General features: G+C 59.6%; 27 protein-coding genes. 21 read left to right on the top strand and 6 right to left on the bottom strand.

Annotation, left to right across the window (positions count from 1 at the left end; all coding sequences use genetic code 11):
- Positions 1–4: 4 nt before the first annotated feature.
- The 5 genes from araH (at position 5) to KGB23_RS16865 (ending at position 5,403) form a co-directional block, all read left to right on the top strand.
- A complete protein-coding gene (gene araH, locus KGB23_RS16885) occupies positions 5–973 on the top strand; it encodes an L-arabinose ABC transporter permease AraH (protein ID WP_223431892.1) in 969 nt (322 codons plus the stop codon).
- A gap of 111 nt (positions 974–1,084) precedes the next feature.
- Positions 1,085–1,798, top strand: coding sequence for a GntR family transcriptional regulator (locus KGB23_RS16880; protein ID WP_008152295.1), 714 nt, complete (start codon positions 1,085–1,087; stop codon positions 1,796–1,798).
- On the top strand, positions 1,795–2,793 hold the full coding sequence (locus KGB23_RS16875; protein WP_223431891.1) for an ADP-ribosylglycohydrolase family protein: 999 nt from the start codon (positions 1,795–1,797) through the stop codon (positions 2,791–2,793). Before KGB23_RS16880 ends, KGB23_RS16875 begins: the two co-directional genes overlap by 4 nt.
- Before the next feature lie 221 nt (positions 2,794–3,014).
- Positions 3,015–4,481 carry a purine-cytosine permease family protein gene (locus KGB23_RS16870; RefSeq protein WP_223431890.1) on the top strand — a complete coding sequence of 489 codons (1,467 nt, stop codon included), beginning with the start codon at positions 3,015–3,017 and terminating at the stop codon, positions 4,479–4,481.
- Positions 4,474–5,403 (top strand): PfkB family carbohydrate kinase, encoded by a 930-nt coding sequence (locus KGB23_RS16865; RefSeq protein ID WP_223431889.1) that lies wholly within the window; start codon positions 4,474–4,476, stop codon positions 5,401–5,403. Before KGB23_RS16870 ends, KGB23_RS16865 begins: the two co-directional genes overlap by 8 nt.
- Positions 5,404–5,518: 115 nt before the next feature.
- On the opposite strand, the gene KGB23_RS16860 is transcribed toward KGB23_RS16865, so the two are convergent.
- The 4 genes from KGB23_RS16860 to KGB23_RS16845 form a co-directional block, all read right to left on the bottom strand.
- A complete protein-coding gene (locus KGB23_RS16860; protein ID WP_150657039.1) occupies positions 5,519–5,899 on the bottom strand; it encodes a Rho termination factor N-terminal domain-containing protein in 381 nt (126 codons plus the stop codon).
- 114 nt (positions 5,900–6,013) lie between these two features.
- Positions 6,014–6,268, bottom strand: a complete 255-nt coding sequence (locus tag KGB23_RS16855; protein WP_223431888.1) for a hypothetical protein — start codon at positions 6,266–6,268, stop codon at positions 6,014–6,016.
- Positions 6,269–6,370: 102 nt separating this feature from the next.
- The gene (locus KGB23_RS16850; protein ID WP_223431887.1) at positions 6,371–7,576 is read right to left on the bottom strand and encodes an MFS transporter; all 1,206 of its coding nucleotides are present in this window, start codon (positions 7,574–7,576) and stop codon (positions 6,371–6,373) included.
- 115 nt (positions 7,577–7,691) lie between these two features.
- Positions 7,692–8,342, bottom strand: coding sequence for an HD domain-containing protein (locus tag KGB23_RS16845; protein ID WP_223431886.1), 651 nt, complete (start codon positions 8,340–8,342; stop codon positions 7,692–7,694).
- A 128-nt stretch (positions 8,343–8,470) separates the two neighbouring features.
- Here KGB23_RS16845 and KGB23_RS16840 point away from each other — a divergent pair, with 128 nt between their 5' ends.
- The 6 genes from KGB23_RS16840 (at position 8,471) to KGB23_RS16815 (ending at position 14,374) form a co-directional block, all read left to right on the top strand.
- Positions 8,471–8,950, top strand: coding sequence for a GNAT family N-acetyltransferase (locus tag KGB23_RS16840; RefSeq protein WP_150657035.1), 480 nt, complete (start codon positions 8,471–8,473; stop codon positions 8,948–8,950).
- Between the two features lie 191 nt (positions 8,951–9,141).
- Complete coding sequence (locus KGB23_RS16835) at positions 9,142–10,134, top strand: 2-dehydro-3-deoxygalactonokinase (protein WP_223431885.1); 993 nt, start codon at positions 9,142–9,144, stop codon at positions 10,132–10,134.
- 19 nt (positions 10,135–10,153) lie between these two features.
- Positions 10,154–10,774, top strand: a complete 621-nt coding sequence (locus KGB23_RS16830; protein ID WP_223431884.1) for a 2-dehydro-3-deoxy-6-phosphogalactonate aldolase — start codon at positions 10,154–10,156, stop codon at positions 10,772–10,774.
- A 62-nt stretch (positions 10,775–10,836) separates the two neighbouring features.
- Complete coding sequence (dgoD, locus tag KGB23_RS16825; protein WP_008152275.1) at positions 10,837–11,985, top strand: galactonate dehydratase; 1,149 nt, start codon at positions 10,837–10,839, stop codon at positions 11,983–11,985.
- A gap of 214 nt (positions 11,986–12,199) precedes the next feature.
- On the top strand, positions 12,200–13,510 hold the full coding sequence (locus KGB23_RS16820) for an MFS transporter (RefSeq protein ID WP_149629305.1): 1,311 nt from the start codon (positions 12,200–12,202) through the stop codon (positions 13,508–13,510).
- A gap of 60 nt (positions 13,511–13,570) precedes the next feature.
- A complete protein-coding gene (locus tag KGB23_RS16815) occupies positions 13,571–14,374 on the top strand; it encodes an IclR family transcriptional regulator (protein WP_223431883.1) in 804 nt (267 codons plus the stop codon).
- Here KGB23_RS16815 and KGB23_RS16810 read toward each other — a convergent pair.
- Complete coding sequence (locus KGB23_RS16810) at positions 14,371–15,423, bottom strand: NAD(P)-dependent alcohol dehydrogenase (RefSeq protein WP_223431882.1); 1,053 nt, start codon at positions 15,421–15,423, stop codon at positions 14,371–14,373. The two genes, KGB23_RS16815 and KGB23_RS16810, sit on opposite strands and share 4 nt — an antisense overlap.
- A gap of 191 nt (positions 15,424–15,614) precedes the next feature.
- On the opposite strand from KGB23_RS16810, the gene KGB23_RS16805 reads away from it, so the two are divergent.
- Positions 15,615–16,505: an AraC family transcriptional regulator gene (locus KGB23_RS16805; RefSeq protein WP_223431881.1), complete on the top strand. Its 891-nt coding sequence runs from the start codon at positions 15,615–15,617 to the stop codon at positions 16,503–16,505.
- Between the two features lie 60 nt (positions 16,506–16,565).
- On the opposite strand, the gene KGB23_RS16800 is transcribed toward KGB23_RS16805, so the two are convergent.
- Entirely contained in the window at positions 16,566–18,230 is a 1,665-nt protein-coding gene (locus KGB23_RS16800; RefSeq protein ID WP_223431880.1) for an electron transfer flavoprotein-ubiquinone oxidoreductase, read from the bottom strand.
- Positions 18,231–18,779: 549 nt separating this feature from the next.
- Here KGB23_RS16800 and KGB23_RS16795 point away from each other — a divergent pair.
- From KGB23_RS16795 to KGB23_RS16755, 9 genes are all read left to right on the top strand, one after another.
- A complete protein-coding gene (locus KGB23_RS16795; RefSeq protein ID WP_140676162.1) occupies positions 18,780–19,529 on the top strand; it encodes an electron transfer flavoprotein subunit beta/FixA family protein in 750 nt (249 codons plus the stop codon).
- The gene (locus tag KGB23_RS16790) at positions 19,530–20,459 is read left to right on the top strand and encodes an electron transfer flavoprotein subunit alpha/FixB family protein (protein ID WP_123364825.1); all 930 of its coding nucleotides are present in this window, start codon (positions 19,530–19,532) and stop codon (positions 20,457–20,459) included.
- Positions 20,460–20,539: 80 nt separating this feature from the next.
- Positions 20,540–21,376 carry a substrate-binding periplasmic protein gene (locus KGB23_RS16785; protein ID WP_223431879.1) on the top strand — a complete coding sequence of 279 codons (837 nt, stop codon included), beginning with the start codon at positions 20,540–20,542 and terminating at the stop codon, positions 21,374–21,376.
- A 9-nt stretch (positions 21,377–21,385) separates the two neighbouring features.
- Positions 21,386–21,742, top strand: coding sequence for a DUF4398 domain-containing protein (locus tag KGB23_RS16780; RefSeq protein ID WP_008147008.1), 357 nt, complete (start codon positions 21,386–21,388; stop codon positions 21,740–21,742).
- Positions 21,739–22,551, top strand: coding sequence for an OmpA family protein (locus tag KGB23_RS16775; protein ID WP_223431878.1), 813 nt, complete (start codon positions 21,739–21,741; stop codon positions 22,549–22,551). Before KGB23_RS16780 ends, KGB23_RS16775 begins: the two co-directional genes overlap by 4 nt.
- A 201-nt stretch (positions 22,552–22,752) precedes the next feature.
- Positions 22,753–24,192 (top strand): PLP-dependent aminotransferase family protein, encoded by a 1,440-nt coding sequence (locus KGB23_RS16770; protein WP_150657027.1) that lies wholly within the window; start codon positions 22,753–22,755, stop codon positions 24,190–24,192.
- An 88-nt stretch (positions 24,193–24,280) separates the two neighbouring features.
- Entirely contained in the window at positions 24,281–24,748 is a 468-nt protein-coding gene (locus KGB23_RS16765) for a translation initiation factor 2 (protein ID WP_223431941.1), read from the top strand.
- 163 nt (positions 24,749–24,911) lie between these two features.
- Complete coding sequence (locus KGB23_RS16760; RefSeq protein ID WP_056745406.1) at positions 24,912–25,166, top strand: YkgJ family cysteine cluster protein; 255 nt, start codon at positions 24,912–24,914, stop codon at positions 25,164–25,166.
- Between the two features lie 41 nt (positions 25,167–25,207).
- Positions 25,208–25,813, top strand: coding sequence for an START domain-containing protein (locus KGB23_RS16755; protein WP_223431877.1), 606 nt, complete (start codon positions 25,208–25,210; stop codon positions 25,811–25,813).
- Positions 25,814–26,588: the final 775 nt, after the last annotated feature.

The following is a 26,588-nucleotide window of genomic DNA, read 5'->3' as shown; positions in this document are numbered from 1 at the left end:
GACTATGACAATCCAAAACAACGCTTTACCCACCCTGCGCAAACCTCTGGACCTGCGGCGCTTTCTCGATGACTGGGTGATGCTGCTGGCGGCCGTCGGGATCTTCGTGCTCTGCACCTTGCTGATCGACAACTTCCTTTCGCCGCTGAACATGCGCGGTCTGGGCCTGGCGATTTCGACGACGGGGATTGCCGCTTGCACCATGTTGTATTGCCTGGCGTCCGGGCACTTCGACTTGTCGGTGGGGTCGGTGATTGCCTGCGCCGGCGTGGTCGCGGCGGTGGTGATGCGCGACACCGACAGCGTGTTTCTCGGTGTGGTGGCGGCGCTGTTCATGGGGCTGATCGTCGGGTTGATCAACGGCATTGTGATCGCGAAGTTGCGGGTCAATGCGTTGATTACCACACTGGCGACCATGCAGATTGTTCGTGGCCTGGCTTACATCTTCGCCAACGGCAAAGCGGTCGGCGTGTCGCAAGAGCAGTTCTTCGTCTTCGGTAATGGCCAGTTGTTGGGTGTGCCGGTGCCGATCCTGATCACCATCGTCTGCTTCCTGTTTTTCGGCTGGTTGCTGAACTACACCACCTACGGGCGCAACACCATGGCCATCGGCGGTAACCAGGAAGCAGCGCTGCTGGCCGGGGTGAACGTTGACCGGACCAAGATCATTATCTTCGCCGTGCACGGGTTGATCGGGGCGTTGGCCGGGGTGATCCTGGCTTCGCGCATGACGTCCGGTCAGCCGATGATTGGCCAGGGTTTTGAGCTGACGGTGATCTCGGCGTGTGTGTTGGGCGGGGTGTCGTTGAGCGGCGGGATCGGCATGATCCGGCATGTGATTGCCGGGGTACTGATTCTGGCGATCATTGAGAATGCGATGAACCTGAAGAATATCGATACGTTTTATCAGTATGTGATTCGGGGTTCGATCTTGTTGCTGGCGGTGGTGATCGACCGACTAAAACAGCGTTGAGATTTAGGGGTGGATTCACCTGACACCACACGCCTCCGAACATCCCGCCTCCCGTCACCTACCCAAAATATCCCTTGCCCGCCCAACCCCGTTTCGGTTATCTCTTTGTACATGATTAGACAGGTACGATTTGACAAGAAACAACGGGTGGTCGACGAACTCATCCGGCGCATCGAAAGCGGCCTCATGGAGGACGGCTTTCTGCTGCCGGGCGAGCATCAATTGGCTCAAGAATTCAAAGTCAGCCGCGGCACGCTGCGCGAAGCCCTGGCTGAATTGAAACGGCGCAACTACATCGCGACGCAAAGCGGGGTGGGTTCCATCGTCACCTTCGACGGCGTGGTGCTCGATCAACGCAGCGGCTGGGCCCAGGCCCTGGCCGACAGCGGGGCGCTGATCAATACCGAAGTGCTGCGGCTGGAGGCGGTCACCCGTCCTGACCTGCTGCCACGTTTCGGCACCGACCAATTCATCACCCTCGACCGTCGCCGCCGTTCCAACGAAGGCAAACTGGTCTCCCTTGAACGCTCATTGATGCCCGCCACCGGAGGCCTGGAAAGCCTGCCGCGGGTCGGCCTTATCGACAACTCCCTGACCATCACCCTGGCCGCCTACGGCTATATCGGCGAGCGCGGCGATCAATGGATCGGCGCCGAACCTTTGAACGCCGAAGACGCCGAGCTGCTCGGCCGTCCGGAAGGCACGGTGTTCCTCAAGGCCTTGCGCACCACCTACGACCGGCAAAACCGCTTCATGGAGCAGGTCGAAAGCTTGCTCGATCCGGTGCATTTTCGTCTGCACCTGCAGTTTGGAGAGTCAAAATGACCGCGCTCAACCGTGCTCTTGGCGCGTTCTACGGACTGGCCCTGGGCGATGCTCTGGGCATGCCGACCCAATCCCTGAGCCGTGCCGAGATCAAGGTGCGCTTCGGCGAGATCACTGACCTGGAAGACGCAGGCCCCGATCAACCGATCGCCGCCAACATGCTCAAAGGCTCGATCACCGATGACACCGAACAGGCGATTCTGGTCGGCCAATTGCTGGTTGAAGGCGAGGGCCGGATCGAGCCGTCGGCGCTCGCCCAACGGTTGATCGAATGGGAAGCCGCGATGCAGGCCAAGGGCTCGCAAGACTTGCTCGGCCCTTCGACCAAACGTGCCATCGAGATGATCCTCGCCGGCCACTCGCCGGAAGAAGCGGGGCGCTACGGCACCACCAATGGCGCGGCGATGCGTATCACGCCGATCGGGATCGCGGCGGATGTCGCCAACCCTGAGCGTTTCATCGACGCTGTCGTGCAGGCTTGCCAGGTCACCCACAACACCACGCTGGGCATTTCCAGCGCGGCGGCGGTGGCGGCGGTGGTCTCGGCCGGTATCAACGGCATGGACCTGGGCGACGCGTTGAACCTCGGCCAGCAAATCGCTCAACAAGCTGAAAGCCACGGTTACTGGGTGGCTGGCGGACGCATTGCTTCGCGCATCAGCTGGGCGCGGACCATCAGTGTCGACAGCGACAAGGCGTTGCTGGCGGATTTGATGTACGACGTGATCGGCACTTCGGTGGCTTCACAGGAATCGGTGGTGGTCTCGTTTGCCTTGGCCCAGCAAGTGGCCATTGGTGAAATGAACGCGTTCGAAGCGCTGTGCATGGCCGCGAGCCTTGGCGGCGACACCGACACCATCGCGGCGATTCTTGGCGCCATGCTCGGCGCTTGCCTCGGCCTTGAGAGTTGGCCGGCGGTGATGATCGACAAGGTCAAAACCGTTAACGATCTGGAGCTTGAACCGTTGGTAAAAGGGCTCCTCACCCTGCGCTGACAGCACTGACGCCTTCGCGAGCAAGCCCGCTCCCACAGGTACAGCGTGTACCGTGAGGTTTGCACTATCCCTGTGGGAGCGGGCTTGCTCGCGAAGGGCGCGCCGCGCACTCAAATTCTTTCACTGCAACGGAAAGCACAAACACGGCCAGGATCGCCGGGATGTTATGTCGACTTCCGCAATTGCCCACAACCACAACAAAGGCAACAGGAGCATTTCACATGAGTTCAACAAACGCCGGGCAAAGCGCCGGGCAACTGGAAACCCGTGGCATCGAACCGGTACCGGAAGCGGAGTGCAACGGTCATCCGCTGCAACTGTTCTGGGTCTGGTTTGCTGCCAACATCTCCATCCTCGGCCTGCCGCTGGGCGCGACCCTTGTAGCCTTTCGCGGCTTGGCGATCTGGCAGGCAATCATCGTCGCGATCCTGGGGGCTGCCGGTTCCTTCGCGGTGGTCGGGATCATCTCCATTGCCGGTCGCCGTGGTCGCGCCCCGAGCCTGACGTTGTCGCGAGCGATCTTCGGTGTACGCGGCAACATCGGTCCGACCCTGGTCTCGCTGATGTCGCGTCTGGGCTGGGAAACCGTCAACACCACCACCGCCGCGTTCGTGTTGCTGTCGCTGTGCTCGATCCTGTTCGGCTCGCCGGTGGAAGCCAAAAGCGCACCCGTGCTGACGTTGATCTTCATTGCGATTTTCGTACTGCTGACCCTGTCGGTGTCGGGCCTCGGTCACGCCACCTTGCTGGTGATCCAGAAGTGGGCAACTTACGTATTCGGTGCGCTGAACATCCTGGTCGGCGGCTTCCTCTGCGCCACCATCGACTGGAGCGCGGTGTTCAATGCCACACCGGCACCGCTTAGCGCAATGATCATCGGCGTCGGCACCATGGCCGCTGGCACCGGGATCGGTTGGGCCAACGCTGGTGCCGACATGTCGCGCTACCAGCACCGCAGCGTCAAAGCCGCGCGCCTGGTGGCGTCGGCAGCGTTTGGTGCGGGGATTCCGCTGGTGCTGCTGATCACCCTCGGCGGCCTGCTGTCGGTGGGCAACAATGACCTGGCCTCCGCCACCGACCCGATCATCGCGATCCGCGACATGCTGCCGACCTGGATGGCCGTGCCGTACCTGATCACCGCGTTTGGCGGGTTGCTGCTGTCGAACAACCTGTCGGTGTACTCCGCCGGTTTGACCACGCTGACCCTCGGTTTGAAGGTCAAACGCGTCTACGCGGTGGTGGTGGACATCGTCGCGATCTTCGCCGGTTCGATTTATTTCATGCTGATCGCCGACAGTTTCTACGGCCCGTTCATTACCTTCATTTCGCTGCTGGCCGTGCCGATCACCGCGTGGGTCGGGATCTTTGTCGTCGACTTGATTCACCGTCATTACTACAGCCCCAAAGACCTGCTGGACGTCAGCCCGAGCAGTGCTTACTGGTACAGCGGCGGTGTCGAGTGGCGCGCCTTTGGTGCATGGGCGATGGCGATCGTGCTGGGCTTCAGCTTCACCACCATCGGTACGACCGAACAAACCGTGTGGTTCCGTGGTTTTCTGTCCGACTCCTGGTTGGGCCATAACGGCCTCGGCTGGATCGTGACGTTCCTGGTGGCCGGTGGTATTTATTTTGTACTCGGTGGCGCCAAGGATCGCCGCGCCGCGTTGACCGAGAACGCTCATGCCTAGATTGCTGCACACCGGCCAGGTCATGATCGACCTGGTCATGGCCGTGGATAAACTGCCGCATTCGGGCGGCGACGTGCTGGCGCAATCCGCCAGTTTCGAGGCTGGCGGCGGCTTTAATGTGATGGCTGCCGCCCAGCGTAATGGCTTGCCGGTTGTCTATCTCGGGCGTCACGGAACCGGGCGTTTCGGTGATCTTGCCCGTGAGGCGATGAAGGCTGAAGGCATTCGGATCGGCATCACTCACCGCGCCGAACGGGATACGGGATTGTGCGTCGCGTTGACCGAAGCGTCAGCCGAACGCAGTTTCATTTCCTATATCGGTGCCGAAGGTGAGCTGACTGCCGAGGATCTGGCCAGCGTGCCGGCCGAGGCGGGGGACTATGTCTACGTCAGCGGCTACAGCCTGCTGCATGGCGGCAAGGCCCAGGCGTTGGTGGATTGGGTGCTGGATTTGCCGCGAGGGATCAACGTGGTGTTCGATCCGGGCCCGCTGGTGGATTCGCCGGATGAGCCGTTGATGCAAGCCTTGCTGGCGCGCATCGATCTGTGGACCAGCAACAGTGTCGAGGCGTTGAAGTTTACCGGTGCATCGGACATTGGCGAGGCGTTGAACCGGTTGGCCGATCATCTGCCGGCTGACGTGTTGATGGTGGTTCGTGACGGCCCGCAAGGGTGCTGGATCAGCCAGCGTGGAGACCGCCAGCATGTGCCGGGTTTCAAGGTTGAGGCGGTGGACAGCAATGGCGCGGGGGATGCGCATGCCGGGGTATTTGTGGCCGGGTTGGCGCAAGGATTGTCGGCGAGTGAGGCGGCGCGGCGGGCTAATGCGGCGGCTGCGTTGGCGGTCACTCGATGGGGGCCGGCGACTTCGCCGGGGACTAGCGAGGTGGATGAGTTAATCCGCAAGACCTTTACCGCTTGATCTATCGCCTTCGCGAGCAAGCCCGCTCCCACACTGGATCTGAGTCGTATACAAAACCAATGTGGGAGCGGGCTTGCTCGCGAAGGCGGCATCCAATTCAACACAAATCCTGACCTTACCCAGCCTTGCGCAACGCCTCGATCAACTCTTGCTTACGCATGCTCGACCGTCCCGGAATCTTCTTCGCCCGGGCTTCTTTCATCAAACTGTCGACGGTCTGGGTCTCGCGCGAAGCCTTGCTGTTTCGCGAATGACCTTCGCGGCTGGCCACCGCACGACGAGCTGATTCCTGGCGATCTTGCGACTTGGCACTCGCCGGTTTCTTGCGTCCCGAACCACCCTTGCGTTCACCGCCACCCGACTGCTTGTTCACAGTCGCCCAGGCCCGGGCTTCGGCTTCTTCTTTCGAGACACCCTTGTGCTCGTAGCTCTCTTCGATGTGTTCGGCCTTGCGTTTCTGCTCGGCGGTGTATTTGTCTTTGCTTCCACGAGGCATGGAATTTCTCCTTGCTTGAGGTGGGTATCCGTAGGAGCTGCCGCAGGCTGTGATCTTTTGATCGTTGAGAAGCCAAAGGCAAAAGATCGCAACCTGCGGCAAGCGCCTACACGGTTAAACGTCCAGCTTGCGCGCCGCCTCCACCCCAGCGGCACTGAGTCTGATCGGCAAACTCAATGAATGCTCACCCGCTTCGTTGCAGATCACATGACCATGCTGGATCAATCCACGATCCTGCAGCGTGGCGAGGGTGCTGGCCACGACTCTCTCCCCCCGGTAATTGTCCAGGACCTCTTTGCCCAAACCGCTTGGATGGGCATGCAGCAGACGGGTCAGGACTTCTTTCTCAAGGTTTTTATCGGCGTTCATGGTTACCTCTTCATGGATGTGGATAGGTCCATTTAATTAGAGTCCTTATCTGATATTGGTCCGCCCCCGATTTGGATTGGTGCCTGATGAACGACGAACGGTCTAGGCCTGCTGCAAGGCTTTGACGGTAACGGCCCGACGCCAGATCAGACGACCGACACTGATCAGCCAATTCAGCACAGCAACCGCCAATACCGTGAGCAACAGCGTTGCCATCCCCTGTTCCACGATGATTTTCCCGGCCAGCAACGGAAAGCCAAACACGCCGATGAAATAGGACAGGCTGAACAGCAGCAAGGATTGCGCGGTGGTGCCGTGCGGTGCCTCGTTGGCCGCCAGGCCGTTGATCACCGAATAGGTCAGACCGTAACCGACCCCGAGCATCACCGCCGCCAGCACGTAGCTGAACCCGTCGTCGACCACAAAAGCGAACATCAGGATCGAGCCCATCATCAAGCCCGACAACAGGCAGGACGCCCGGAACGGGTCGCGCTTGACCACGAAACCGGCGATCAGCATGCGGCTGCTGATCGCTGCGCTCATGAAGCCGAGGAAGAACAGTGAATAGTCGAGTGAACGCGCGGTGGCGTAGCTGGTTTGAAAACTCGACAGACCGCCGAAAACGCAACCGCCAAGCCCGACCATGATGATCGGGAATACCGCTTTGGACGACAGCACTTGCGCCGCTGCACGCCAGGAAATTCGCGACACCGCTGCCGAGTGGGCCGGCGCTTTTTTCAGCTGCGAATCCAGCCGCCAGAACAGCAACACGCCGATCAGGCTGGCCAGCGCCGCAAGGTAAAACGCCGCGGTGATCGGATAGCCGAGGGCACTGGCAGCGCGGCCCAACAATGGACCGCTGCCGATCCCGGTCATCATGCTGCCCGACAACAGCGCAAAGTATTTCGCGCGTTGGGCGGGCGTTACCAGACTGGCCACAATGATCGGACCGAGGGTGTAGAACACGCCCCAACCCAGCCCCAGCAAGAGTCCGAAAAACAACAGCAGATTGCCGAAGCCTGGCGCCAAGGCGAAGCCCAGGCTGGCGGCCACCAACAGAATGCCGAACAGCGCAATCGAGCGCGCCGCGCCGAGCAAGTCGGACAAGTGCCCAGAGACGATCACCGCTGCAAACGTACTGAGCATCGCCGCCGAAATCACACTGCCGGCATCGTGCTCGTTGCCGCCGCGGGAACCGATCAACAACGACAGCAAAAAGGTCGAGCCATAGGACAGCGACAGCAGATAGCTGGCCAGGCAAAACAGGCCGAACAACCTGCTTGAGACTTGGGGTGTTGCGCTAGGCATGACGCGGTTCCTTGACCCGATAGAAGAGAGCTTTATCTATCTATCACGCAAGGCGTCGATGTCAGGTATGTGGTTATCGATTTCAGGGTTAGCGCTGGCCGGAGTAAAGCATTTATCAGATGCCTATTTCTTCCTTGAACAGCTCCATGAAGCTCTTCAACCGTTCGTGGCGAGTCTGTGCCAGACGCTGGCCGGTGGTTGTCTGGAATCCGTCCGCCAGGTGCAGCAGCTTGGTCTGGAAATGGTCGAGGCAAAAACGTTTGTCATCGTACTCCCGGTCCTTCGCCTCAGGATCCTCTGGATCGTACAACGCGCTACCCATACGTCCGGCGATGTAAAAGGTGCGCGCCACGCCGAGCATGCCCAGGGAGTCGAGACGGTCGGCGTCCTGCATGATTTTCGCTTCGAGCGTGGTCGGCGCGATGTTGGCGGAAAAACTGTGTGCTTCGATGGCATGGGCAACTGCACTGACTTTTGCGTCTGGCCAGGCCATGTCCGCCAACAATTTCGATGCCTTCTCGGCGGCCAACCGCGACGCCTGAGAACGCAGCGGCGAGTTCTTCTCTACCGCCACGCAATCGTGCAACAGCACTGACGCCAGCAGCACCTCAAGATCGCCACCTTCTTCAGCGTGAAGCGTACGCACGTTGTGCCAGACCCGCTGCAAGTGCGACAGATCGTGGGCGCCGTCCTCTGAAGGTTCCAGCGCGTGGGGCAGCAGTTGCGCAGCGAGGAGTTGCAGTGGTGCGAAACCATTGGTGTTCATAAACATCCTGTTAAGTGAAAACGCCTTTTGCAGCGACATGCTCCATGGATCAGCTTTGAATTTCCAGTGTGACGAGCGCCGCTCGCCGACTTAGTATGGCGTTTTCAACTTTTGACGAAGGCACGTCCATGACGATCGAGATCCGCCCGGCGACCCCGAGCGATGCACCGCAAATCCTCGGGTTCATCACCGAACTGGCCGACTACGAACGTGCCCGCCACGAAGTCATCGCCAGCGTCGCCGACATCGAGCGCAGCCTGTTCAGCGAAGGCGCCACCGCCCACGGCCTGATCTGTTTGCGCGATGGCTCGCCAATCGGATTTGCGGTGTTCTTCTTCAGCTATTCCACGTGGCTGGGCAGCAACTGCCTTTACCTCGAAGACCTCTACATCACCCCTGATCAGCGTGGCGGCGGGGCGGGTAAAACCTTGCTGCGTCACCTGGCGAAAATCGCCTGCGCCAATGATTGCGGTCGCTTTGAGTGGAGCGTGCTGGACTGGAACAAACCGGCGATCGAATTCTACAAGTCATTGGGTGCGCAGCCGCAGGAAGAGTGGGTGCGGTATCGGATGGATGGGGCGGTGTTGCGGGAGTTTGCCGAGGGCTAGATCGCACCGACGTCTATTAAAGATCGCAGCCTTCGGCAGCTCCTACTCCTATCCGTAGGAGCTGCCGAAAGCTGCGATCTTTTTTTGACTTTGTCCCAATATGTGGGAGTGATATTTATATGTTGAGATTTTGATACTTTCGGGTTTATAGTCCAGCTCACTCACTGCCAATAAACAAAACAGGTGAAGCGATGCTGGCGCAATTGATCGCGCTCGATTGGGGGACAACCTCATTACGTGCTTACAAACTCGCCGCGGGTGGCCAGGTGCTCGAACAGCGTTCGCTGTCGTCGGGAATCATGCAACTGCCCAGGACGCCGCGAATGATCGCGGGTCAGGAATGTGCCGACGGTTTTGAACTGGCCTTTGACGAGGCCTGCGGTGACTGGCTCGACGCGCAGCCCGATTTGCCGGTGATTGCTTGCGGCATGGTCGGCAGCGCACAAGGTTGGCGTGAAGCGGCTTACCGCGATACGCCGGCGAACGTCGCCAATCTCGGAATCTCCCTACAAACGGTTCGCAGTCTTCGCGGTGTCGATGTGCACATCGTGCCGGGCGTGATTCAGCGGTCTCGTTTGCCAAACGTGATGCGCGGCGAAGAAACCCAAGTGCTCGGCGTGCTGCACAATCTGCCGGGCGAGGCGGGCAACGATCTGTTGATCGGCCTGCCGGGCAGTCATTCGAAGTGGGTGGAAGTGGCCGACGGCTGCATCGTGCATTTCGATACCTTCATGACCGGCGAAGTCTTTGCCGTGCTCAGCGAGCACAGCATTCTGGGGCGCACCCAGCAAAAGGGTGCGTCCTTCGATGGCCACGCCTTTGATCGTGGTGTGCAAGTGGCCTTGTCGGCGGATGGCGAGATCGGGCCGTTGTCGACATTGTTCAGTGCCCGCAGCCTCGGGTTGACTGGCGAACTCAGCGCCACCGCCCAACCGGATTACTTGTCCGGTCTGTTGATCGGCCATGAGCTGTCAGCGTTGGCGAGTGTTCAGCGACGCCGACGCAACAGCGTTCATCTGCCGGCGATCATCCTCATCGGAAACTCCCAACTCTGTGCCCGCTACAGCCGGGCGCTCGACGCCTGTGGTTTTGCCCGGGTGACCCTGGCCGAACAAGCCACCGAACGCGGCTTGTGGCAGTTGGCGGTTGCCGCCGGACTGATCAAACCACACTCATCCCGTTAAACCTGACTGGAGGTCTGACATGCTCAAGCAAGCATTGGCGCAAAACGGTCTGATCGCGATTTTGCGTGGCCTGCGCCCGCAAGAAGCGGCAGCCATCGGCGAAGTCCTTTACGCCGCCGGATTTCGCGTCATCGAAGTGCCGCTCAATTCCCCTGAGCCGTACGAAAGTATCCGCATCCTGCGCAGTACTTTGCCCGCCGATTGCCTGATCGGTGCCGGCACGGTGCTGACGCCGGAGCAGGTCGAGCAAGTGAAAGCGGCGGGCGGTCAGGTGATTGTCATGCCGCACAGCGATGCCAAGGTGTTGCGCGCAGCGAAAGCGGCGGGGTTGTTCCTGTCGCCGGGTGTGGCCACGCCGACTGAGGCCTTCGCTGCACTGGCCGAAGGGGCTGACGTGCTGAAGATGTTCCCGGCCGAGCAGATGGGCCCGGCAGTCGTCAAAGCCTGGCTCGCGGTGCTGCCTGAGGGAACGATTCTGGCGCCGGTCGGCGGAATCACGCCGGACAACATGCAGGTGTTTATCGACGCTGGCGTCAAAGGTTTCGGCCTCGGTTCCGGGTTGTTCAAACCGGGCATGACCCCAGATGAAGTGGCGCTTAACGCCAAGGCCTACGTGGCTGCCTGGAAAGCCCTTCGCTAAGACTTTTTGGCGCTGCGAGCGCTACATCTATAAGAGCTGCACTTATAAAAAGAGAGTAAAAGATGAAAATCACCAAACTGACCACCTTCATAGTTCCGCCGCGCTGGTGCTTCCTCAAGGTCGAAACCGACGAGGGCGTGACCGGCTGGGGCGAACCCGTGGTCGAGGGCCGCGCTCACACTGTCGCCGCCGCTGTTGAAGAATTGTCCGACTACCTGATCGGCAAAGACCCACGCAACATCGAAGACATCTGGACCGTGCTTTACCGCGGCGGCTTCTACCGGGGCGGCGCGATCCACATGAGTGCGCTGGCCGGTATCGATCAGGCGTTGTGGGACATCAAGGGCAAGGCCCTGGGGGTGTCGGTCAGCGATCTGCTCGGCGGGCAGGTGCGGGACAAGATTCGCGTCTATTCGTGGATCGGCGGCGACCGGCCGGCGGACACCGCTCGCGCTGCGAAGGAAGCCGTCGAGCGTGGTTTCACTGCAGTCAAAATGAACGGCACCGAAGAGCTGCAATTCCTCGATTCCTTCGAAAAAGTCGACCTGGCCCTGGCCAACGTCGCCGCCGTGCGCGATGCGGTGGGGCCGAACGTCGGCATCGGCGTCGACTTCCATGGCCGGGTGCACAAGCCCATGGCCAAGGTGCTGATGAAGGAACTCGACCCGTACAAACTGATGTTCATCGAAGAGCCGGTGCTCAGCGAAAACTACGAAGCGCTGAAAGAACTGGCGCCGCTGACCAGCACCCCGATTGCCCTCGGTGAGCGGCTGTTCTCGCGCTGGGATTTCAAGCGTGTGCTCAGCGAAGGTTACGTCGACATCATTCAGCCGGACGCGTCTCATGCTGGCGGTATCACCGAAACCCGCAAGATCGCCAACATGGCCGAAGCCTACGACGTGGCGCTGGCGCTGCACTGCCCGTTGGGCCCGATTGCATTGGCGGCGTGTCTGCAACTGGACGCGGTTTGCTACAACGCGTTCATCCAGGAACAGAGCCTGGGCATTCATTACAACGAGAGCAATGACCTGCTGGATTACGTCAAGGATCCGCGGGTGTTCGACTACGACAAAGGCTTCGTGAAAATCCCGAATGGCCCGGGCCTGGGGATCGAGATCAACGAGGAATACGTGATCGAACGCGCGGCCGTCGGCCACCGCTGGCGCAACCCGATCTGGCGCCATGCCGATGGCAGTTTTGCCGAGTGGTGATCGATCTTTAATCCACCGCAAATCCCCTGTGGGAGCGGCGGTGCGACGATTCGACTTGCTCGCGAAAGCGGTCTGTCTGTCAGCGAAGATGTTGCCTGTGCCGCCGACTTCGCGAGCAAGCCCGCTCCCACACTAGATCTCCATGGACAGGAAGATTTACGGCAACCCCCCGATTTCACATCGACCTCAATAAACATAAGAAGAGGCATTCCCCATGCAACCGCAAACCCTCACCGGGCAGGCGTCGTTGGTGACGCCCAGTCGCAAGCGTTTTTTCATCATGGTGCTGCTGTTTATCACCGTGGTGATCAACTACCTGGACCGCAGCAACCTGTCCATCGCCGCCCCGGCACTCACCAGCGAACTGGGCATCGATCCAATCCACGTCGGGCTGATTTTCTCGGCATTCGGCTGGACCTACGCAGCCATGCAAATCCCCGGCGGCTGGCTGGTGGATCGGGTTCCGCCGCGCATCCTTTACAGCGTCGCGCTGCTGCTCTGGTCGATTGCCACCGTCATGCTTGGCTTCGCTGCCAGCTTCATCGCACTGTTCGTATTGCGCATGGCGGTCGGTGCACTGGAAGCACCGGCGTACCCGATCAACAGCCGTGTGGTCACCACCTGGTTCCCCGAGCGCGAGCGCGCCACAGCCATCGGTTTCTACACGTCCGGGCAATTCGTCGGTCTGGCGTTCCTGACGCCGGTATTGGCCTGGCTGCAGCATCAATATGGCTGGCACATGGTGTTTGTCAGCACCGGTGCGGTGGGCATTCTCTGGGCGGTCATCTGGTACGCGGTGTATCGCGAGCCACGGGATTTCAAAGGCGCCAATGACGCTGAAATCGACTTGATCCGCGAAGGTGGCGGGCTGGTGGATATCCAGGCTGAACAAGCCAAGGTCAAAGCCAAGTTCAGCTGGACCGATCTCGGCATCGTGCTGACCAAACGCAAGTTGTGGGGCATCTACCTCGGTCAGTTCTGCCTCAACTCGACGTTGTGGTTTTTTCTGACGTGGTTCCCGACCTACCTGGTGAAATATCGCGGCATGGATTTCATCAAGTCCGGCCTGTTGGCGTCGCTGCCGTTTCTCGCCGCCTTCGTCGGTGTGCTCTGTTCGGGGTTCTTCTCCGACTGGCTGATCCGTCGCGGCTACACCGTGGGTTTCGCCCGCAAGTTGCCGATCATTGGCGGCCTGCTGATTTCCACTTCGATCATTGGTGCCAACTTCGTCGAGTCGACACCGCTGGTGATTGCCTTCCTCGCGTTGGCGTTCTTCGGTAACGGGCTCGCGTCGATCACCTGGTCGCTGGTTTCAACGTTGGCCCCGGCGCGATTGCTCGGGTTGACCGGCGGGGTGTTCAACTTCATCGGCAACCTGTCGGCGATTACCACGCCGATCGTCATCGGTTTCCTCGCCACCGGTGATTCGTTTGCCCCGGCGATCACCTATATCTCGGTTCTGGCGTTGATTGGCGCGCTTTCCTACATCTTGCTGGTCGGCAAAGTCGAGCGTATCAAGTTGTAGTTGCGGCATGCGGGCGACCATAATGCCGCCCGTTCACTCGCTCAACGGTAAAGGCTGGATATGCAGGAAGACGCCCCAAAAATCGCCAAGGACGCCGCACCGACCGGCACCCAGACACTGCTTCGTGGCTTGGGTGTGGTTCAGGCCGTGGCCAGTGGTGCCCGCGATCTCAAGGAAATCGCCCGACTGATCGGCACCACGCGCAGCACCACCCATCGTCTGGCCAGTTGCCTGGTGGACGAGCGTTACCTGCGGGTGGTGCCGCAAGTCGGTTATTTGTTGGGACCAAAGCTGATCGAGTTGGGTTTCCAGGCGCGCGAAGAATTGCCGCTGGTCACATTGGCCGGGCCGTATCTGGATGAGTTGTCGGCGTTGACTGGCGACACCATTCACCTGGCGATTCGCGAAGGCGACGAGGTGCTGTACCTGCACAAGAATCCGGGGCGCAATGGCCCGGAAATGCGTTCGCGGGTGGGCCATCGCATGCCGTTGGCGCGTACCGGGATCGGCAAGGCGCTGATGCTCGATGACCCGCAGGAAGAATGGCAGCGGCTGTACGAAGTCAGCTTGCCGGCGGGTGGGAAAAATCAGTTCTGGCCGCAGCACCCGGAGCAGTCCTGGGAGCAGTTTCAGCAGCGCATGGTCGAGTATGTGGCGGGCGGTTATGCGTTCGATCTGGAAGACAACGAACCGTCGATCCGCTGTGTGGCGGCGCCGATCCGCGATGCCAGCAAGCGCATCGTTGCCGGTATCAGCATCGCCAGCACCGTGCCGTACATGCCGCTGGAGAAAATGGCCGAGCTGATTCCCCTGATCAAAGGGGTCACGGCTCGGCTTTCGGCGGAGCTAGGCTTGAAGGTTTAAATCTTTAGCGTTGCCATATCGATCACGAAGCGGTACTTCACGTCACCCGCGATCATGCGGGCGTAAGCCTCGTTGATCTGGCGAATGTCGAGCATTTCGATGTCGCAGGTGATGTTGTGCTCGGCGCAGAAATCCAGCACCTCCTGGGTTTCGGCGATGCCGCCGATCAGCGAGCCGGCCAATACGCGACGGCCCAATACCAGTTTGGCGGCGTGGACCGGTGGATCGATCGGTTCGATCAAGCCCACCAGAATGTGCACGCCGTCGAAACGTAGCGTATCGAGGTAGGGATTGAGGTCATGCTGCACCGGAATGGTGTCCAGCAGGAAGTCGAATTGGCCCGCAGCCGCCTTCATCTGTTCGGCATCGGTGGACACGATCACGTGGTCCGCACCCTGGCGACGACCTTCTTCAGCCTTGCTCGCCGAGCGGGTGAACAGCGTGACTTCCGCGCCCATCGCCTTGGCGAACTTGATGCCCATGTGGCCGAGGCCGCCCATGCCGAGAATCCCGACCTTGTCGCCTGCCTTCACGCCGTAGTGCTTGAGCGGCGAATAGGTGGTGATGCCGGCACAGAGGATCGGCGCGGCGCTGGCCGGGTCGAGTTTTTCCGGGATGCGCACCACGAAGTGTTCGCTGACCACGATGCTGTCGGAATAACCGCCCATGGTGTTGCTGCCATCGACGCGGTCCGGGGTGGCGTAGGTCATGGTCGGACCTTCGAGGCAGTATTGCTCGAGGTTCGATTGGCAGGCTTCGCAGCTGCGGCAGGAATCAACCATGCAACCGACGCCAACCAGATCGCCGACTTTGTGCTGGGTGACGTTCGCACCGATGGCGGTAACTTTGCCTACGATCTCGTGGCCGGGCATCAGTGGGTAAACGGCAATGCCCCACTCGTTGCGTGCCTGATGGATGTCGGAATGGCAGACGCCGCAGTAGAGAATATCGATCGCGACGTCGTCGGCCCGTGGGCTGCGGCGCTCGAATTTCATGGGGGCGAGGGGAGTGGTGGCCGACTGGGCGGCGTATCCGATGGCGGTGTACATGAGGAACCTCGCAAAAGCTGTGACGGGTGAGGTGGCGCATTCTGGGCGCCGCACCGGCCACCGGCCATGGCGATTCCTCCGGGTGTCATGCCTAATCCTCCGGCATCAGCCTTCAATGGATCGCATTGGCCATCAGACCTGCGATGATGCTTTCATCCCGATTTTCGCGACTTTTTCTGTGAAGAGCCCTCATGTTGTTGACCCGTCATCTCGATGCCAATGCCACGCTGGTTTCGCTGATTCAGCCTTTGACTAATCGCGATGGTTTCGCGCCCACTGCGTTGCCGGGTGTGCAGGTTTTGCGGGCCAGTTGTGATGTGGCTCGCGGCCCGCAGATTTATGAGCCGAGTCTGGTCATCATCGCCCAGGGCAGCAAACTGGCGTATTTGGGGCCGCGTACGCTGGAATACGGCGCCGGGCATTATCTGATTCAGGCACTGCCGGTGCCGTTCGAGTGCGAAACGTTTTCAGCGCCGGATGGGCCGATGCTGGGCGTTTCCATCGCCATTGACCGGGTATTGCTCGGTGAGTTGGTCTTGGCCATGGGGCTGGCGCCGGGGCGCAATATTCCTGCGCAGACACCCGAATCGATGACCTCGGCAGTGCTCGACGATGGGATGCGTGGTTGCGTGGAGCGGCTGTTGCGTTGCCTGCACGATCCGTTGGAATGCCAGGTTATGGGGCAGGCGCGATTGCGCGAGTTGTTGTTCGTCGCCTTGCGCGGGCCGCAAGCCGATGTGTTGCGTGCGCTGGTTGAACAACAGGGACAATTCGCCCGGATCGCGGCGTCGCTCAGCCATCTGCATGCGCATTACACCGAACCCTTGAACGTCGAGATCCTGGCCGGTTGCGCAAACATGAGTGCGTCGACGTTTCACGAGCATTTCAAACGCAGCACTTTGTTGTCACCGGTGCAGTATTTGAAGCGTTTGCGTTTGCTCAGGGCCCAGCAGTTACTGCTGGGCGAGGGGTTGGGCGTGGCGCAAGTGGCGCATCGGGTCGGGTATCAAAGTACGTCGCAGTTCAGTCGCGAGTACAAGCGCTACTTCGAGCGTAATCCCGGTGATGAGCGCGCGGCCTGACAGGAATCGCGGGCAACAAAAAGGCCCCCGTTCGGGAGCCTTGATGTTCAGCCGTTCGACTTACATGTTCGGGTAAGTCGGGCCGCCAGAGCCTTCCGGCGCCACCCAGGTGATGTTCTGTGCAGGGTCCTTGATGTCGCAGGTCTTGCAGTGAACGCAGTTCTGGGCGTTGATCTGGAAGCGCTTCTCACCGTTTTCCATGGTCACCACTTCGTACACGCCGGCCGGGCAGTAACGCTGGGCAGGCTCATCGTAGAGTGGCAGGTTCTTGGCGATCGGGATGCTTGGGTCGGTCAACTTCAGGTGGCACGGCTGCTCTTCTTCATGGTTGGTACCGGAGATGAACACCGAGCTGAGTTTGTCGAAGCTGATCTTGCCGTCTGGTTTCGGGTAGTCGATCTTCTTGCAGTCGGCCGCAAGCTTGAGGCAAGCGTAATCCGGCTTGGTGTCGTGCAAGGTGAACGGCAGTTTGCCGCCGAAGATGTTCTGGTCGAGCCAGTTGAAACCGCCGCCGACGATGGCGCCGAACTTGTGGATCGCCGGGCCGAAGTTGCGGCTGGCGAACAGTTCGTCGTAGAGCCAGCTCTTCTTGAACGCGTCGACGTAAGTGGTCAGCTCTTCGGTGCCGTCCTTTTCAGCGAACAGCGCCTCGGCCACGGATTCAGCGGCGAGCATGCCGGACTTCATCGCGGTGTGGCTGCCTTTGATCTTGGCGAAGTTCAGGGTGCCGAGGTCGCAACCGATCAGCGCGCCGCCCTTGAAGACCATTTTCGGCAGCGAGTTCAGGCCACCTTTGGAGATAGCGCGAGCGCCGTAGCTGATGCGCTTGCCGCCTTCCAGGTACTGCTTGAGTACCGGGTGATGCTTGAGGCGCTGGAACTCGTCGAATGGCGACAGGTAGGTGTTGCTGTAGGAAAGATCGACGATCAGACCGACTACGACCTGGTTGTTTTCCAGGTGATAGAGGAACGAGCCGCCGGTGTTCTCGGTGCCCATGATGTCCAGCGGCCAGCCGGCGGTGTGGACCACCAGGCCTGGTTGATGCTTGGCCGGGTCGATTTCCCAGATTTCTTTCAGGCCGATACCGTAGTGCTGGGCGTCGGCATCGCTGTCGAGGTTGAAGCGCTTGATCAGCTGCTTGCCGATGTGGCCACGGCAGCCTTCGGCGAACAGCGTGTACTTGCCGCGCAGTTCCATGCCTGGGGTGTACAGGCCTTCTTTCGGATTGCCTTCGCGGTCAACGCCCAGATCGCCGGTGATGATCCCGCGAACCACGCCGTTCTCGTCGAACAGCGCTTCCTGAGCGGCGAAGCCTGGGTAGATTTCCACGCCCAGGTTCTCGGCCTGCTGGGCCAGCCAGCGGCACAGGTTGCCCAGGGAGATGATGTAGTTGCCTTCGTTGTGCATGGTCTTGGGCACAAAGAGGTCAGGAATCTTCTGCGCGCTGTCGGCGTTCTTGAGAACGAAGATGTCATCGCGTGTGACTGGTGTATTCAGCGGGGCGCCGAGTTCTTTCCAGTCCGGAAACAATTCGTTCAAGGCGCGTGGTTCGAACACGGCACCGGACAGGATGTGAGCACCCACTTCGGAGCCTTTTTCGACCACGCAGACGCTGATTTCCTTACCGGCTTCGGCGGCCTTCTGCTTCAGTCGGCAGGCGGCGGAAAGACCAGCGGGGCCGGCACCGACGATGACCACGTCGAATTCCATGTATTCGCGTTCCACAGGTTATCTCCTACTCAAGGCTCAACAGTTTTTTTTCTAATTGGAGGTTTGGTGTCGCATCCATGAATTCCTGCGCAATGCAGGAAGAGGACAATCGATGAGCCACCTTTCTCTCTAAGGTGGCGCATTATATCTACACCACTCCTAGCGTCCAATACAAACGTTTGTTTGAATCGGCTCAAAGCCAGAGAAATCAAAGTCACGCGGCTTATGACTGGCCATTTTGCCGTATTGACCGGAATAGGCGTTCCGGTCAAGATACGGTCGGTTTTGCGCTCGCCGTAGGCTGACTGTTGGTTTCAAGAGCACCTCTAAAGACAGGGCGATGGCAGTACAAGGTGATGCGTAGCGCAGGTTCTGGCGCGCAGTTTACACGCCGCGATAATGAATGACTCGTCAGTCACCACTGACGAACGGTCATCTTCATCGTGAGCGCTTGTCACTTGACACCTTTGCCAGCGTTTTTAGAGGTGCCCTTGCGCCGATGAGCATCAAACCGCCAGGTTCGCCTAGGCGACTTTCTTTTCACCGGAGAGTAACGAGGAATCCATGAAGGTTCTTGTAGCTGTCAAACGCGTTGTGGATTACAACGTCAAGGTTCGCGTCAAGGCGGACAATTCCGGCGTCGACCTCGCCAACGTCAAGATGTCGATGAACCCGTTCTGCGAAATCGCAGTGGAAGAAGCCGTACGCCTGAAAGAGAAAGGTGTTGCGACTGAAATCGTCGTCGTCTCTGTCGGCCCGTCCACCGCTCAAGAGCAACTGCGCACCGCGCTGGCTCTGGGTGCCGACCGCGCCATCCTCGTCGAATCCGCTGAAGACCTGACTTCGCTGGCCGTTGCCAAGCTGCTCAAGGCTGTTGTCGACAAGGAACAGCCTCAGCTGGTGATCCTTGGCAAACAAGCCATCGACAGCGATAACAACCAGACGGGCCAGATGCTCGCTGCATTGAGCGGCTACGGTCAGGGCACGTTCGCGTCCAAAGTCGAAATCAGCGGCGACACCGTTGCCGTGACTCGCGAAGTCGACGGCGGCGCGCAGACAGTTTCCCTGAAACTGCCGGCCATCGTCACCACCGACCTGCGTTTGAACGAGCCGCGCTACGCGTCCCTGCCAAACATCATGAAAGCCAAGAAGAAGCCTCTCGAAGTGCTGACTCCGGACGCTTTGGGCGTTTCCACCGCCTCCACCAACAAGACCGTGAAAGTCGAAGCGCCAGCTGCACGCAGCGCGGGTATCAAGGTCAAGTCGGTGGCTGAACTGGTCGAGAAACTGAAAAACGAAGCGAAGGTAATCTAAATGACTATCTTGGTTATTGCTGAACACGACAACAAAGTGCTGGCCCCGGCCACGCTGAACACCGTGGCTGCCGCCGTCAAAATCGGTGGTGACATCCACGTTCTGGTTGCAGGCCAGGGCGCTGGCGCCGTGGCTGAAGCCGCTGCGAAAATCGCTGGCGTGGCTAAAGTGCTGGTGGCCGATAACGCCGCCTACACTCACCAACTGCCGGAAAACGTTGCGCCGCTGGTTGCCGAGTTGGGCAAGGGCTACAGCCACATCCTGGCTGCCGCGACTTCCAACGGCAAAAACATCCTGCCGCGCGTTGCCGCTCAGCTGGACGTTGATCAGATCTCCGAGATCATCTCGGTCGAAAGCGCTGACACTTTCAAGCGCCCGATCTACGCCGGTAACGCCATTGCAACCGTTCAATCGAACGCTGCGGTCAAAGTGATCACCGTGCGTGCTACCGGTTTCGACCCGGTCGCTGCTGAAGGTGGTTCGGCGGCTGTTGAAGCCGTTGCAGCTGCTCACGATGCTGGTATTTCCAGCTTCGTCGGTGAAGAACTGGCCAAGTCCGATCGTCCAGAACTGACCGCTGCCAAGATCGTCGTTTCCGGCGGTCGCGGCATGCAGAACGGCGACAACTTCAAACACCTGTACGCCCTGGCTGACAAGCTGGGCGCTGCCGTCGGTGCTTCCCGCGCCGCGGTCGACGCAGGTTTCGTACCCAACGATATGCAGGTCGGTCAGACCGGCAAGATCGTTGCTCCACAGCTGTACATCGCCGTCGGTATCTCCGGCGCGATCCAGCACCTGGCCGGCATGAAAGACTCCAAAGTGATCGTTGCGATCAACAAGGACGAAGAAGCGCCGATCTTCCAGGTGGCCGATTACGGCCTGGTGGCGGACCTGTTCGAAGCAATCCCTGAGTTCGAGAAGCTGGTCTAATCCAGCGGCCTGACTTATAAAGAGCCCGACCTTTTGGTCGGGCTTTTTTTTGTTCCGGATTTGAGTGGGAGAGTGTCGCCATGGATCTGCGCCGCGTTTACGGCTGGTCATTGCTGCTGGGTCTGACGGTATTGCCGGCGCTGTCCGTCGCCGCGGGCAAGTGCGAGCGCCTGGTGGTGACCGGCAGCCCGGATGCGCCGCCGTACCTGTGGCAAGACCCGCAAAACCCCAAGCACCTGATCGGCGCCAGTGCCGACCTGTTGCAGCAAGTGGCGGGGGAGTTGGGGATCAAGGTCCAACTGCTTTACGCCGGCAAACGCTCTCAGGCTCTGGACGAAGTGCGCAGTGGGCGAATGGACATGCTGGCGGATGCGTCATTGACGGTCAGCGAACTGGACACTCTGGATTACATTCATCCGCCGTTACTGGAAAACGATTACCTGGTCTGGACCCGCAAAGACTCGACGCTGATCTACAACGAAGCGCATGACCTTCACGGTCATCCCGGCGCGTTGTCGGAAAAGTCTCGTATGACCCCGGCATTTGGCGTGTTCGCCGAGCAGCAATTGACCCTCGTACGTACACCTAACCTGACCCAGGCCTTTCAGAAATTGCTGCTGGGCGAGGTGGAGTTTGTCCTTGCCGGACGCTACTCGGGAATGGCGGCTGCGCAGACACTTAACCTGGCCAACGACCTGATCGCCCGTCCACAACCGATCGACAAACCCGGCCTGTTCCTCGCGGTTTCCCACAACTCCGCCTGCAACGATCCGTGGTTGCGCGGACAGCTGGCCAAAAAGATGACAGAATTGCCCGCGTCCGGACTGACGGAAGCCGTGCTGCAACGCAATATCGAGCGCTGGAAGGCGCAGCTCTCACAACCGCAGCAACAACCCGTCAGTACCCCAAAACAGTAGGGATTTTTAGTGAGTATTCGACCTCTTTTCGCTGCCCTGGCCGTTCTGGCTCTGGCGGGTTGTGCAGCCGATCCGGCGCCGAATGAACAAATGCGTCTGACCGAACAGGCACTCGAACAGGCCAAGGCCGTGGGCGCCACCGCCGCCGACGTGCCGGAAATGAAACTGGCCGAAGACAAGTTCAACCGCGCCAAGGGCAGCATGAACGACCAATCCTTCAAGAACGCGCGGATGCGGGCCGAGCAGGCCGAGCTGGACGCGCGTCTGGCCGAAGCCCGGGTTCTGACCCTCAAGAGCGAGGAGCAGTTGAACGTGCTTAATACCCGCATCACTCGCCTGCGCAAGCAACTGGGAGATGCCCAATGAGCCTCAAGACCAAAGTCATGGGCGGTTTGATCCTGGCAGGCTACGCCAGCCTTTATGGTTGTGCCGGTCAGCACAGCGAGGCCGCGTTGCAGCAGGCCAGTACTGACTTCCAGAAGGTCAAGGAAGATTCCAACGTGCTGCGAATCGCGCCCAAGGACGTGATTCGCGCCGGTGAGTCGCTGGCCCGTGCCGATCGTCTGTCCAGTTATTGGGGCAGTGGATCGGACGTGCTGCATTACGCTTACCTGAGTGAGCGCTATAGCGAAATCGCGCGCGAACACACCAACCAGGTGCTCAACGAAGAACGTGCGGCGAAGCTCGAACTGGAGCGTCAGCGCCTGCAACTGGCCCTGCGCGAATCCAAACTGCTCAGCGTGCAGCAGCAGGGCAAGTGGCTCGAAGAACAGATTGTCGCGCTGGCGACCACCCAGACCGACCGTGGCCTGGTGATGACCCTGGGCGACGTGCTGTTTGACACGGGCGAAGCGGAGTTGAAAAACTCGGCGAACCGCGTGGTGTTGAAGATCGTGCAGTTCCTGCAGCTCAACCCCAAGCGCGTGGTGCGAATCGAAGGCTACGCCGACAGTACAGGCGGCAAGCAGGAAAACCTCAAGCTGTCCCGTGACCGTGCGCAATCGGTGGCGGACGTGCTGATGGATCTGGGCATCGACGATAAACGTATTCAGGTCGAAGGCTACGGTGATGAATATCCGGTCGATGTGAACGCCTCCGAACGGGGACGTGCACAGAACCGTCGGGTGGAAATTGTGTTCTCTGACGAAAAAGGCCAGCTCGGCGCTGCCCGTTAAGGGCTGCGTCACTGGAAAACCCGGCCTGCTCGTCAGCGCCGGGTTTTTTTACGCCTGCTAATCAACTCACAAAACAGTACAGTTTTTGCTGACACTGCACTGTACGGTCGACTATTGTGGCAACTGTCCCAGTACACTTCTAAACTGTTCCGGTATTGTTTCACACAAGAATAAAATGCCCGTGAAATCGAGTGCTGCGTCATGACCAATCTCTTGCTCTACCAACGTATTGCTCAACAACTGGCCGAAGACATCCGCCGTGGCGTCTATCAACCGGGGGAGCGCGTGCCTTCGGTGCGCAAGATGAGCTCGCAGCTCAACGTCAGCCATGCGACGGTGTTGCAGGCTTACGCCAACCTCGAAGATCAAGGGCTGATCCGCGCTCGGCCGCAGTCGGGTTACTACGTGCACCAGACCCCGGCCCTGACCGCGCCGACACCGGACATCGCCCGGGTCGAGCGTCCAGGTCTGGTCACTCGCAGCAGCATCATCCAACAAGTTCTGGTCGAATCCCGCCGCGAGGGTGTGTTTCCCTTGGGGGCAGCCGTACCGAGCGTTGATTATCTGCCGGTGCGGGCGCTGCATCAGCAACTGGCCAAAGTCACCCGTTTCCATAGCCCGCGGGCGTTCAGCTACATGTTCAGCCCGGGTTTCGAACCGTTGCGCCGACAAGTGGCGATCCGCATGCGCGATGCCGGCGTGGTGGTCGATCCGTCGGAAGTGGTAATTACCCACGGCTGCGTCGATGCGTTGCAGATGTCCCTGCGTGTGCTGACTCGCCCGGGCGATCTGATCGCCGCCGAGTCGCCGACCTACTACGGTTTGCTGCAACTGGCTGACCTGCTGGGCCTCAAGGTCATCGAGATCCCGAGCGATCCGGCCACCGGTATGAGCCTCGAAGCCCTGCAGCTGGCGGCCAACCAGTGGTCGATCAAGGCGCTGGTGCTGACCACTCGTCTGAGCAATCCATTGGGCGGCACCATGCCCGAAGAGCGGCAGAAGCAACTGCTGCGCCTGGCCTCGGATTTCGATATCCAGATTGTCGAAGACGATATCTACGGCGAACTGATGTTCGAGCAGGGGCGCACCAAATCACTTAAAGCCTACGATCGGCTGGATCGGGTGATCTATTGCTCAAGCTTCTCCAAAACCCTGTCGCCGGGCGTGCGGATCGGCTGGATGATTGCCGGTAAGTACCAGCAGGAAATCCAGCGTTTGCAGACCTTCAGCACCCATTCGGCCTGCAGCGTCACGCAGATGGGCATTGCGGCGTACCTGGAGAACGGCGGCTACGATCGACATTTGCGCTACATCCGCCAGGAATACCGCAAGAACCTCAGCGCCTTCCAGTTGGCAGTCCAGCAATACTTCCCTGAAGGCACGCAGATGACCCGGCCGACCGGCGGCTTCATTCTGTGGGTCAGCCTGCCGGGACGGGTCAACACGCAGGAGCTGCACGTTCGTGCGTTGCAGCAGGGCATCAGCATCGCGCCGGGGCTGATTTTCAGTAACACCGAGCAGTTCAATCACTGCATTCGGCTGAACTGCGGCATACCCTGGAACCGTGAAGCCGAGCGTGCGTTGATGACCCTGGGCATGCTTGCCACCCAGCTCTGTCAGGAGATGGTCGGCGGCTTTTGAGGGGGCGGGCAGGATATTCCTGCCCGAGCTTGTCATGTCGCCTGCAACAGGCGAGCATATGGCTCCTGCCGTTTGTACCGTTGGGTCCATGAAGCCGATTTTTTCCGCCGTCTGGCTATCGATCTGCCTGCTGATAACCTTCCAGGCCGAAGGCGTCTTGGCGGCTTCTGTTACAGAAAAACCGGCAGCCAGCGCCACGTCGAAAAAACCGGCACAGATCAAGAAAGCCGCGCCGGTCAAAAAGACAGTGGCCAAGGTTAAAAAGCGACCGCCGATTGCCTCCAAGTCCAAAGCCGCCAGTGAGATCGTGAAAACCAAGCTTCCTTCGGCCGACCTGGATTTAAGCCTGCCCCAAGAAATGGCCGAGGAGCTGAAACCGATCGGCACGGTAGCGTTGCCCCGGCACGATGCACTATTGCCGCAAATGTTTGGTGAGAAGGCTGGTCCGTTTCAGCTCAACGGAAGGCTGATCAGCAACGAAATGAAGTTGCAACTGCGCAACGAAGAGCGCCGTGAAGTTGAAGGCGCAGCTCTGGAATTCGAGTTCAAACGATAATTTCTTCCCGTCCGTGACCCGCTGGCCAGACGCTTTGTCGGAGACTGGTCAGTCACGCTCGTTTAAGCGAAAAAACCCGGGTCGAGACAATTTTAAACAAGCGTTTTAGCGGTTACTCTGTGCCACGTCCTTTAACACATCGCCCGTCGAGGAGCTCGTCGTCATGAAATGCCGTGAAGGCTGTGGCGCCTGTTGCATTGCCCCTTCCATCAGTTCACCGATTCCCGGCATGCCCAATGGCAAGCCCGCCGGAGAACGTTGCGTACAACTCTCTGTCGATAACCTGTGCGGCATTTTCGGCAAACCGGAACGTCCTGCAGTGTGTTCGGCGTTTGAAGCCGACATCGAAGTCTGCGGAAGCAGCAGTGACGAAGCGATCAAATTGCTGGGTTGGTGGGAGCAAATGACGGCGGCGTGATGTGTTCAACGAACGGATCTTCAACAATAAGGAATAAGACTATGGGTTCGCTGCAACGTATGGCTGTGCTGTGTGGTTTGACGGTTTTGCTGGCTTCCACGGCCGCTCAGGCAGAAGACTGGAAAGTTGCCAAGAACGAAGACGGCATCAAGGTTTCCTTGAGTGAAGTGGCTGGCTCCGATTACAAGGCTTACCAGGGCGTCACCCTGATGAAGACTACTATCGCCAAACTGCGCGCTTTGCAGGAAGACGTGTCAGGCGCTTGCGCCTGGATTCACGACTGCAAAACCCAGAAGTTGCTCAAGCACGAAGGCGATCAAAACTGGACCTACACCCAGTTCAATACTCCTTGGCCGGTAACTGCGCGTGACTCCGTGTTGCATGTCACCACCATCGAGGGTGCTGACGGCAGTCTGACTCGCAAGCTCGAAGGCGTACCGAAGTACCTTCCCGAAGAAAAAGGCTTCGTTCGGGTTACCAAGGTCGATGGTTTCTGGAAGTTCGTACCCAAGGGCGATCAGATCGAAGTGACGTATCAGGTGCACACCGAGCCGGGCGGTAGCATACCGCCGATGGTGGCCAACAAGTTTGTGGTTGATGCGCCGTTCAATACCTTGAAAGCCCTGAAAGAACGCGCCGAGAAGTAATCGCTCCGATTTTTTGATAAAGCGCCCTGACTTTGTTCGGGGCGTTTGCTATTTGGCAGGGCGGGTTATTTGATCGGGGGCATATCCGTTTCTTCGGTCATGGCGACTGGTGGTTTCGCTTTTACAGCGAGTCACTTTGGAAAAGAACCCCAAAGTAACCAAAGGGTTCATGCCCCTGTCGTTCGGTGCCTCGCTTAGGCTCGGCATGCCCTCGCTCCGGTCCTGCTCCGTGGGCCCGCCGCCATCGGCCATCCATGGCCGGGGGCGGCTAACCCGGCATCCATGCCGGGTTGCCCACTGCGCAGAACCTCCACTCGGCCTCTCGATGGGGCGGTGCATCAAGATCAAAAGCACGGCGGCCTACCGGCCGGCCTGATTTCCAGCGCACGCGTTTCCCCTGAGCTGCCGAATGCTGCCATCTTTTGATCTTGCTTTGGCTTGTGATGTTGATCCTGCTTTTGATCTCTCGCCCCTTCGGCAGGCCGAGCGGAGGTGTTCATCAGGGGGTTAGGCGCGTAGCGCCGTGCGGCGAAGCCGCACACATCGAGAGGAGGTCGTCGCGAAGCAGGCCGTAGGCGATGCCCCCTGATGGACACCGTAGCGAGGGAACGCGGAGCATTAGCGAGGCGCCGTACGCCGGGGCGAAGCCTTAATGAGATGGTCAGCCCGGCGAGAACCTCGGCGAGTCTAAACTTGCCGGGGCGCTCTCTTTACCGAAGGAGGATCTCTCATGAATACCGTGACGCTTCTGGGTATCGACATCGGCAAGAACACT

It is taken from the genome of Pseudomonas sp. GL-B-26, assembly GCF_019947405.1.
In the GTDB taxonomy this organism is placed as follows: Bacteria; Pseudomonadota; Gammaproteobacteria; order Pseudomonadales; family Pseudomonadaceae; genus Aquipseudomonas.
The sequence above is the reverse complement of the archived record's forward strand: the minus strand, read 5'-3'. Positions and strand labels throughout refer to the sequence as shown.

Excerpts from the sequence above, each read along its gene's own strand:
- KGB23_RS16865 (WP_223431889.1), top strand. The coding sequence starts at position 4,474 with ATGCCTAGATTGCTGCACACCGGCCAGGTCATGATCGACCTGGTCATG.
- KGB23_RS16795 (WP_140676162.1), top strand. The coding sequence starts at position 18,780 with ATGAAGGTTCTTGTAGCTGTCAAACGCGTTGTGGATTACAACGTCAAG.
- KGB23_RS16860 (WP_150657039.1), bottom strand. The coding sequence starts at position 5,899 with ATGCCTCGTGGAAGCAAAGACAAATACACCGCCGAGCAGAAACGCAAG.
- KGB23_RS16855 (WP_223431888.1), bottom strand. The coding sequence starts at position 6,268 with ATGAACGCCGATAAAAACCTTGAGAAAGAAGTCCTGACCCGTCTGCTG.
- KGB23_RS16875 (WP_223431891.1), top strand. The coding sequence starts at position 1,795 with ATGACCGCGCTCAACCGTGCTCTTGGCGCGTTCTACGGACTGGCCCTG.
- KGB23_RS16760 (WP_056745406.1), top strand. The coding sequence starts at position 24,912 with ATGAAATGCCGTGAAGGCTGTGGCGCCTGTTGCATTGCCCCTTCCATC.
- KGB23_RS16840 (WP_150657035.1), top strand. The coding sequence starts at position 8,471 with ATGACGATCGAGATCCGCCCGGCGACCCCGAGCGATGCACCGCAAATC.
- KGB23_RS16785 (WP_223431879.1), top strand. The coding sequence starts at position 20,540 with ATGGATCTGCGCCGCGTTTACGGCTGGTCATTGCTGCTGGGTCTGACG.
- KGB23_RS16775 (WP_223431878.1), top strand. The coding sequence starts at position 21,739 with ATGAGCCTCAAGACCAAAGTCATGGGCGGTTTGATCCTGGCAGGCTAC.
- KGB23_RS16765 (WP_223431941.1), top strand. The coding sequence starts at position 24,281 with ATGAAGCCGATTTTTTCCGCCGTCTGGCTATCGATCTGCCTGCTGATA.
- KGB23_RS16790 (WP_123364825.1), top strand. The coding sequence starts at position 19,530 with ATGACTATCTTGGTTATTGCTGAACACGACAACAAAGTGCTGGCCCCG.
- dgoD (WP_008152275.1), top strand. The coding sequence starts at position 10,837 with ATGAAAATCACCAAACTGACCACCTTCATAGTTCCGCCGCGCTGGTGC.
- KGB23_RS16805 (WP_223431881.1), top strand. The coding sequence starts at position 15,615 with ATGTTGTTGACCCGTCATCTCGATGCCAATGCCACGCTGGTTTCGCTG.
- KGB23_RS16870 (WP_223431890.1), top strand. The coding sequence starts at position 3,015 with ATGAGTTCAACAAACGCCGGGCAAAGCGCCGGGCAACTGGAAACCCGT.
- KGB23_RS16830 (WP_223431884.1), top strand. The coding sequence starts at position 10,154 with ATGCTCAAGCAAGCATTGGCGCAAAACGGTCTGATCGCGATTTTGCGT.
- KGB23_RS16810 (WP_223431882.1), bottom strand. The coding sequence starts at position 15,423 with ATGTACACCGCCATCGGATACGCCGCCCAGTCGGCCACCACTCCCCTC.
- KGB23_RS16845 (WP_223431886.1), bottom strand. The coding sequence starts at position 8,342 with ATGAACACCAATGGTTTCGCACCACTGCAACTCCTCGCTGCGCAACTG.
- KGB23_RS16835 (WP_223431885.1), top strand. The coding sequence starts at position 9,142 with ATGCTGGCGCAATTGATCGCGCTCGATTGGGGGACAACCTCATTACGT.
- KGB23_RS16880 (WP_008152295.1), top strand. The coding sequence starts at position 1,085 with ATGATTAGACAGGTACGATTTGACAAGAAACAACGGGTGGTCGACGAA.
- KGB23_RS16755 (WP_223431877.1), top strand. The coding sequence starts at position 25,208 with ATGGGTTCGCTGCAACGTATGGCTGTGCTGTGTGGTTTGACGGTTTTG.
- araH (WP_223431892.1), top strand. The coding sequence starts at position 5 with ATGACAATCCAAAACAACGCTTTACCCACCCTGCGCAAACCTCTGGAC.
- KGB23_RS16820 (WP_149629305.1), top strand. The coding sequence starts at position 12,200 with ATGCAACCGCAAACCCTCACCGGGCAGGCGTCGTTGGTGACGCCCAGT.
- KGB23_RS16850 (WP_223431887.1), bottom strand. The coding sequence starts at position 7,576 with ATGCCTAGCGCAACACCCCAAGTCTCAAGCAGGTTGTTCGGCCTGTTT.
- KGB23_RS16815 (WP_223431883.1), top strand. The coding sequence starts at position 13,571 with ATGCAGGAAGACGCCCCAAAAATCGCCAAGGACGCCGCACCGACCGGC.
- KGB23_RS16770 (WP_150657027.1), top strand. The coding sequence starts at position 22,753 with ATGACCAATCTCTTGCTCTACCAACGTATTGCTCAACAACTGGCCGAA.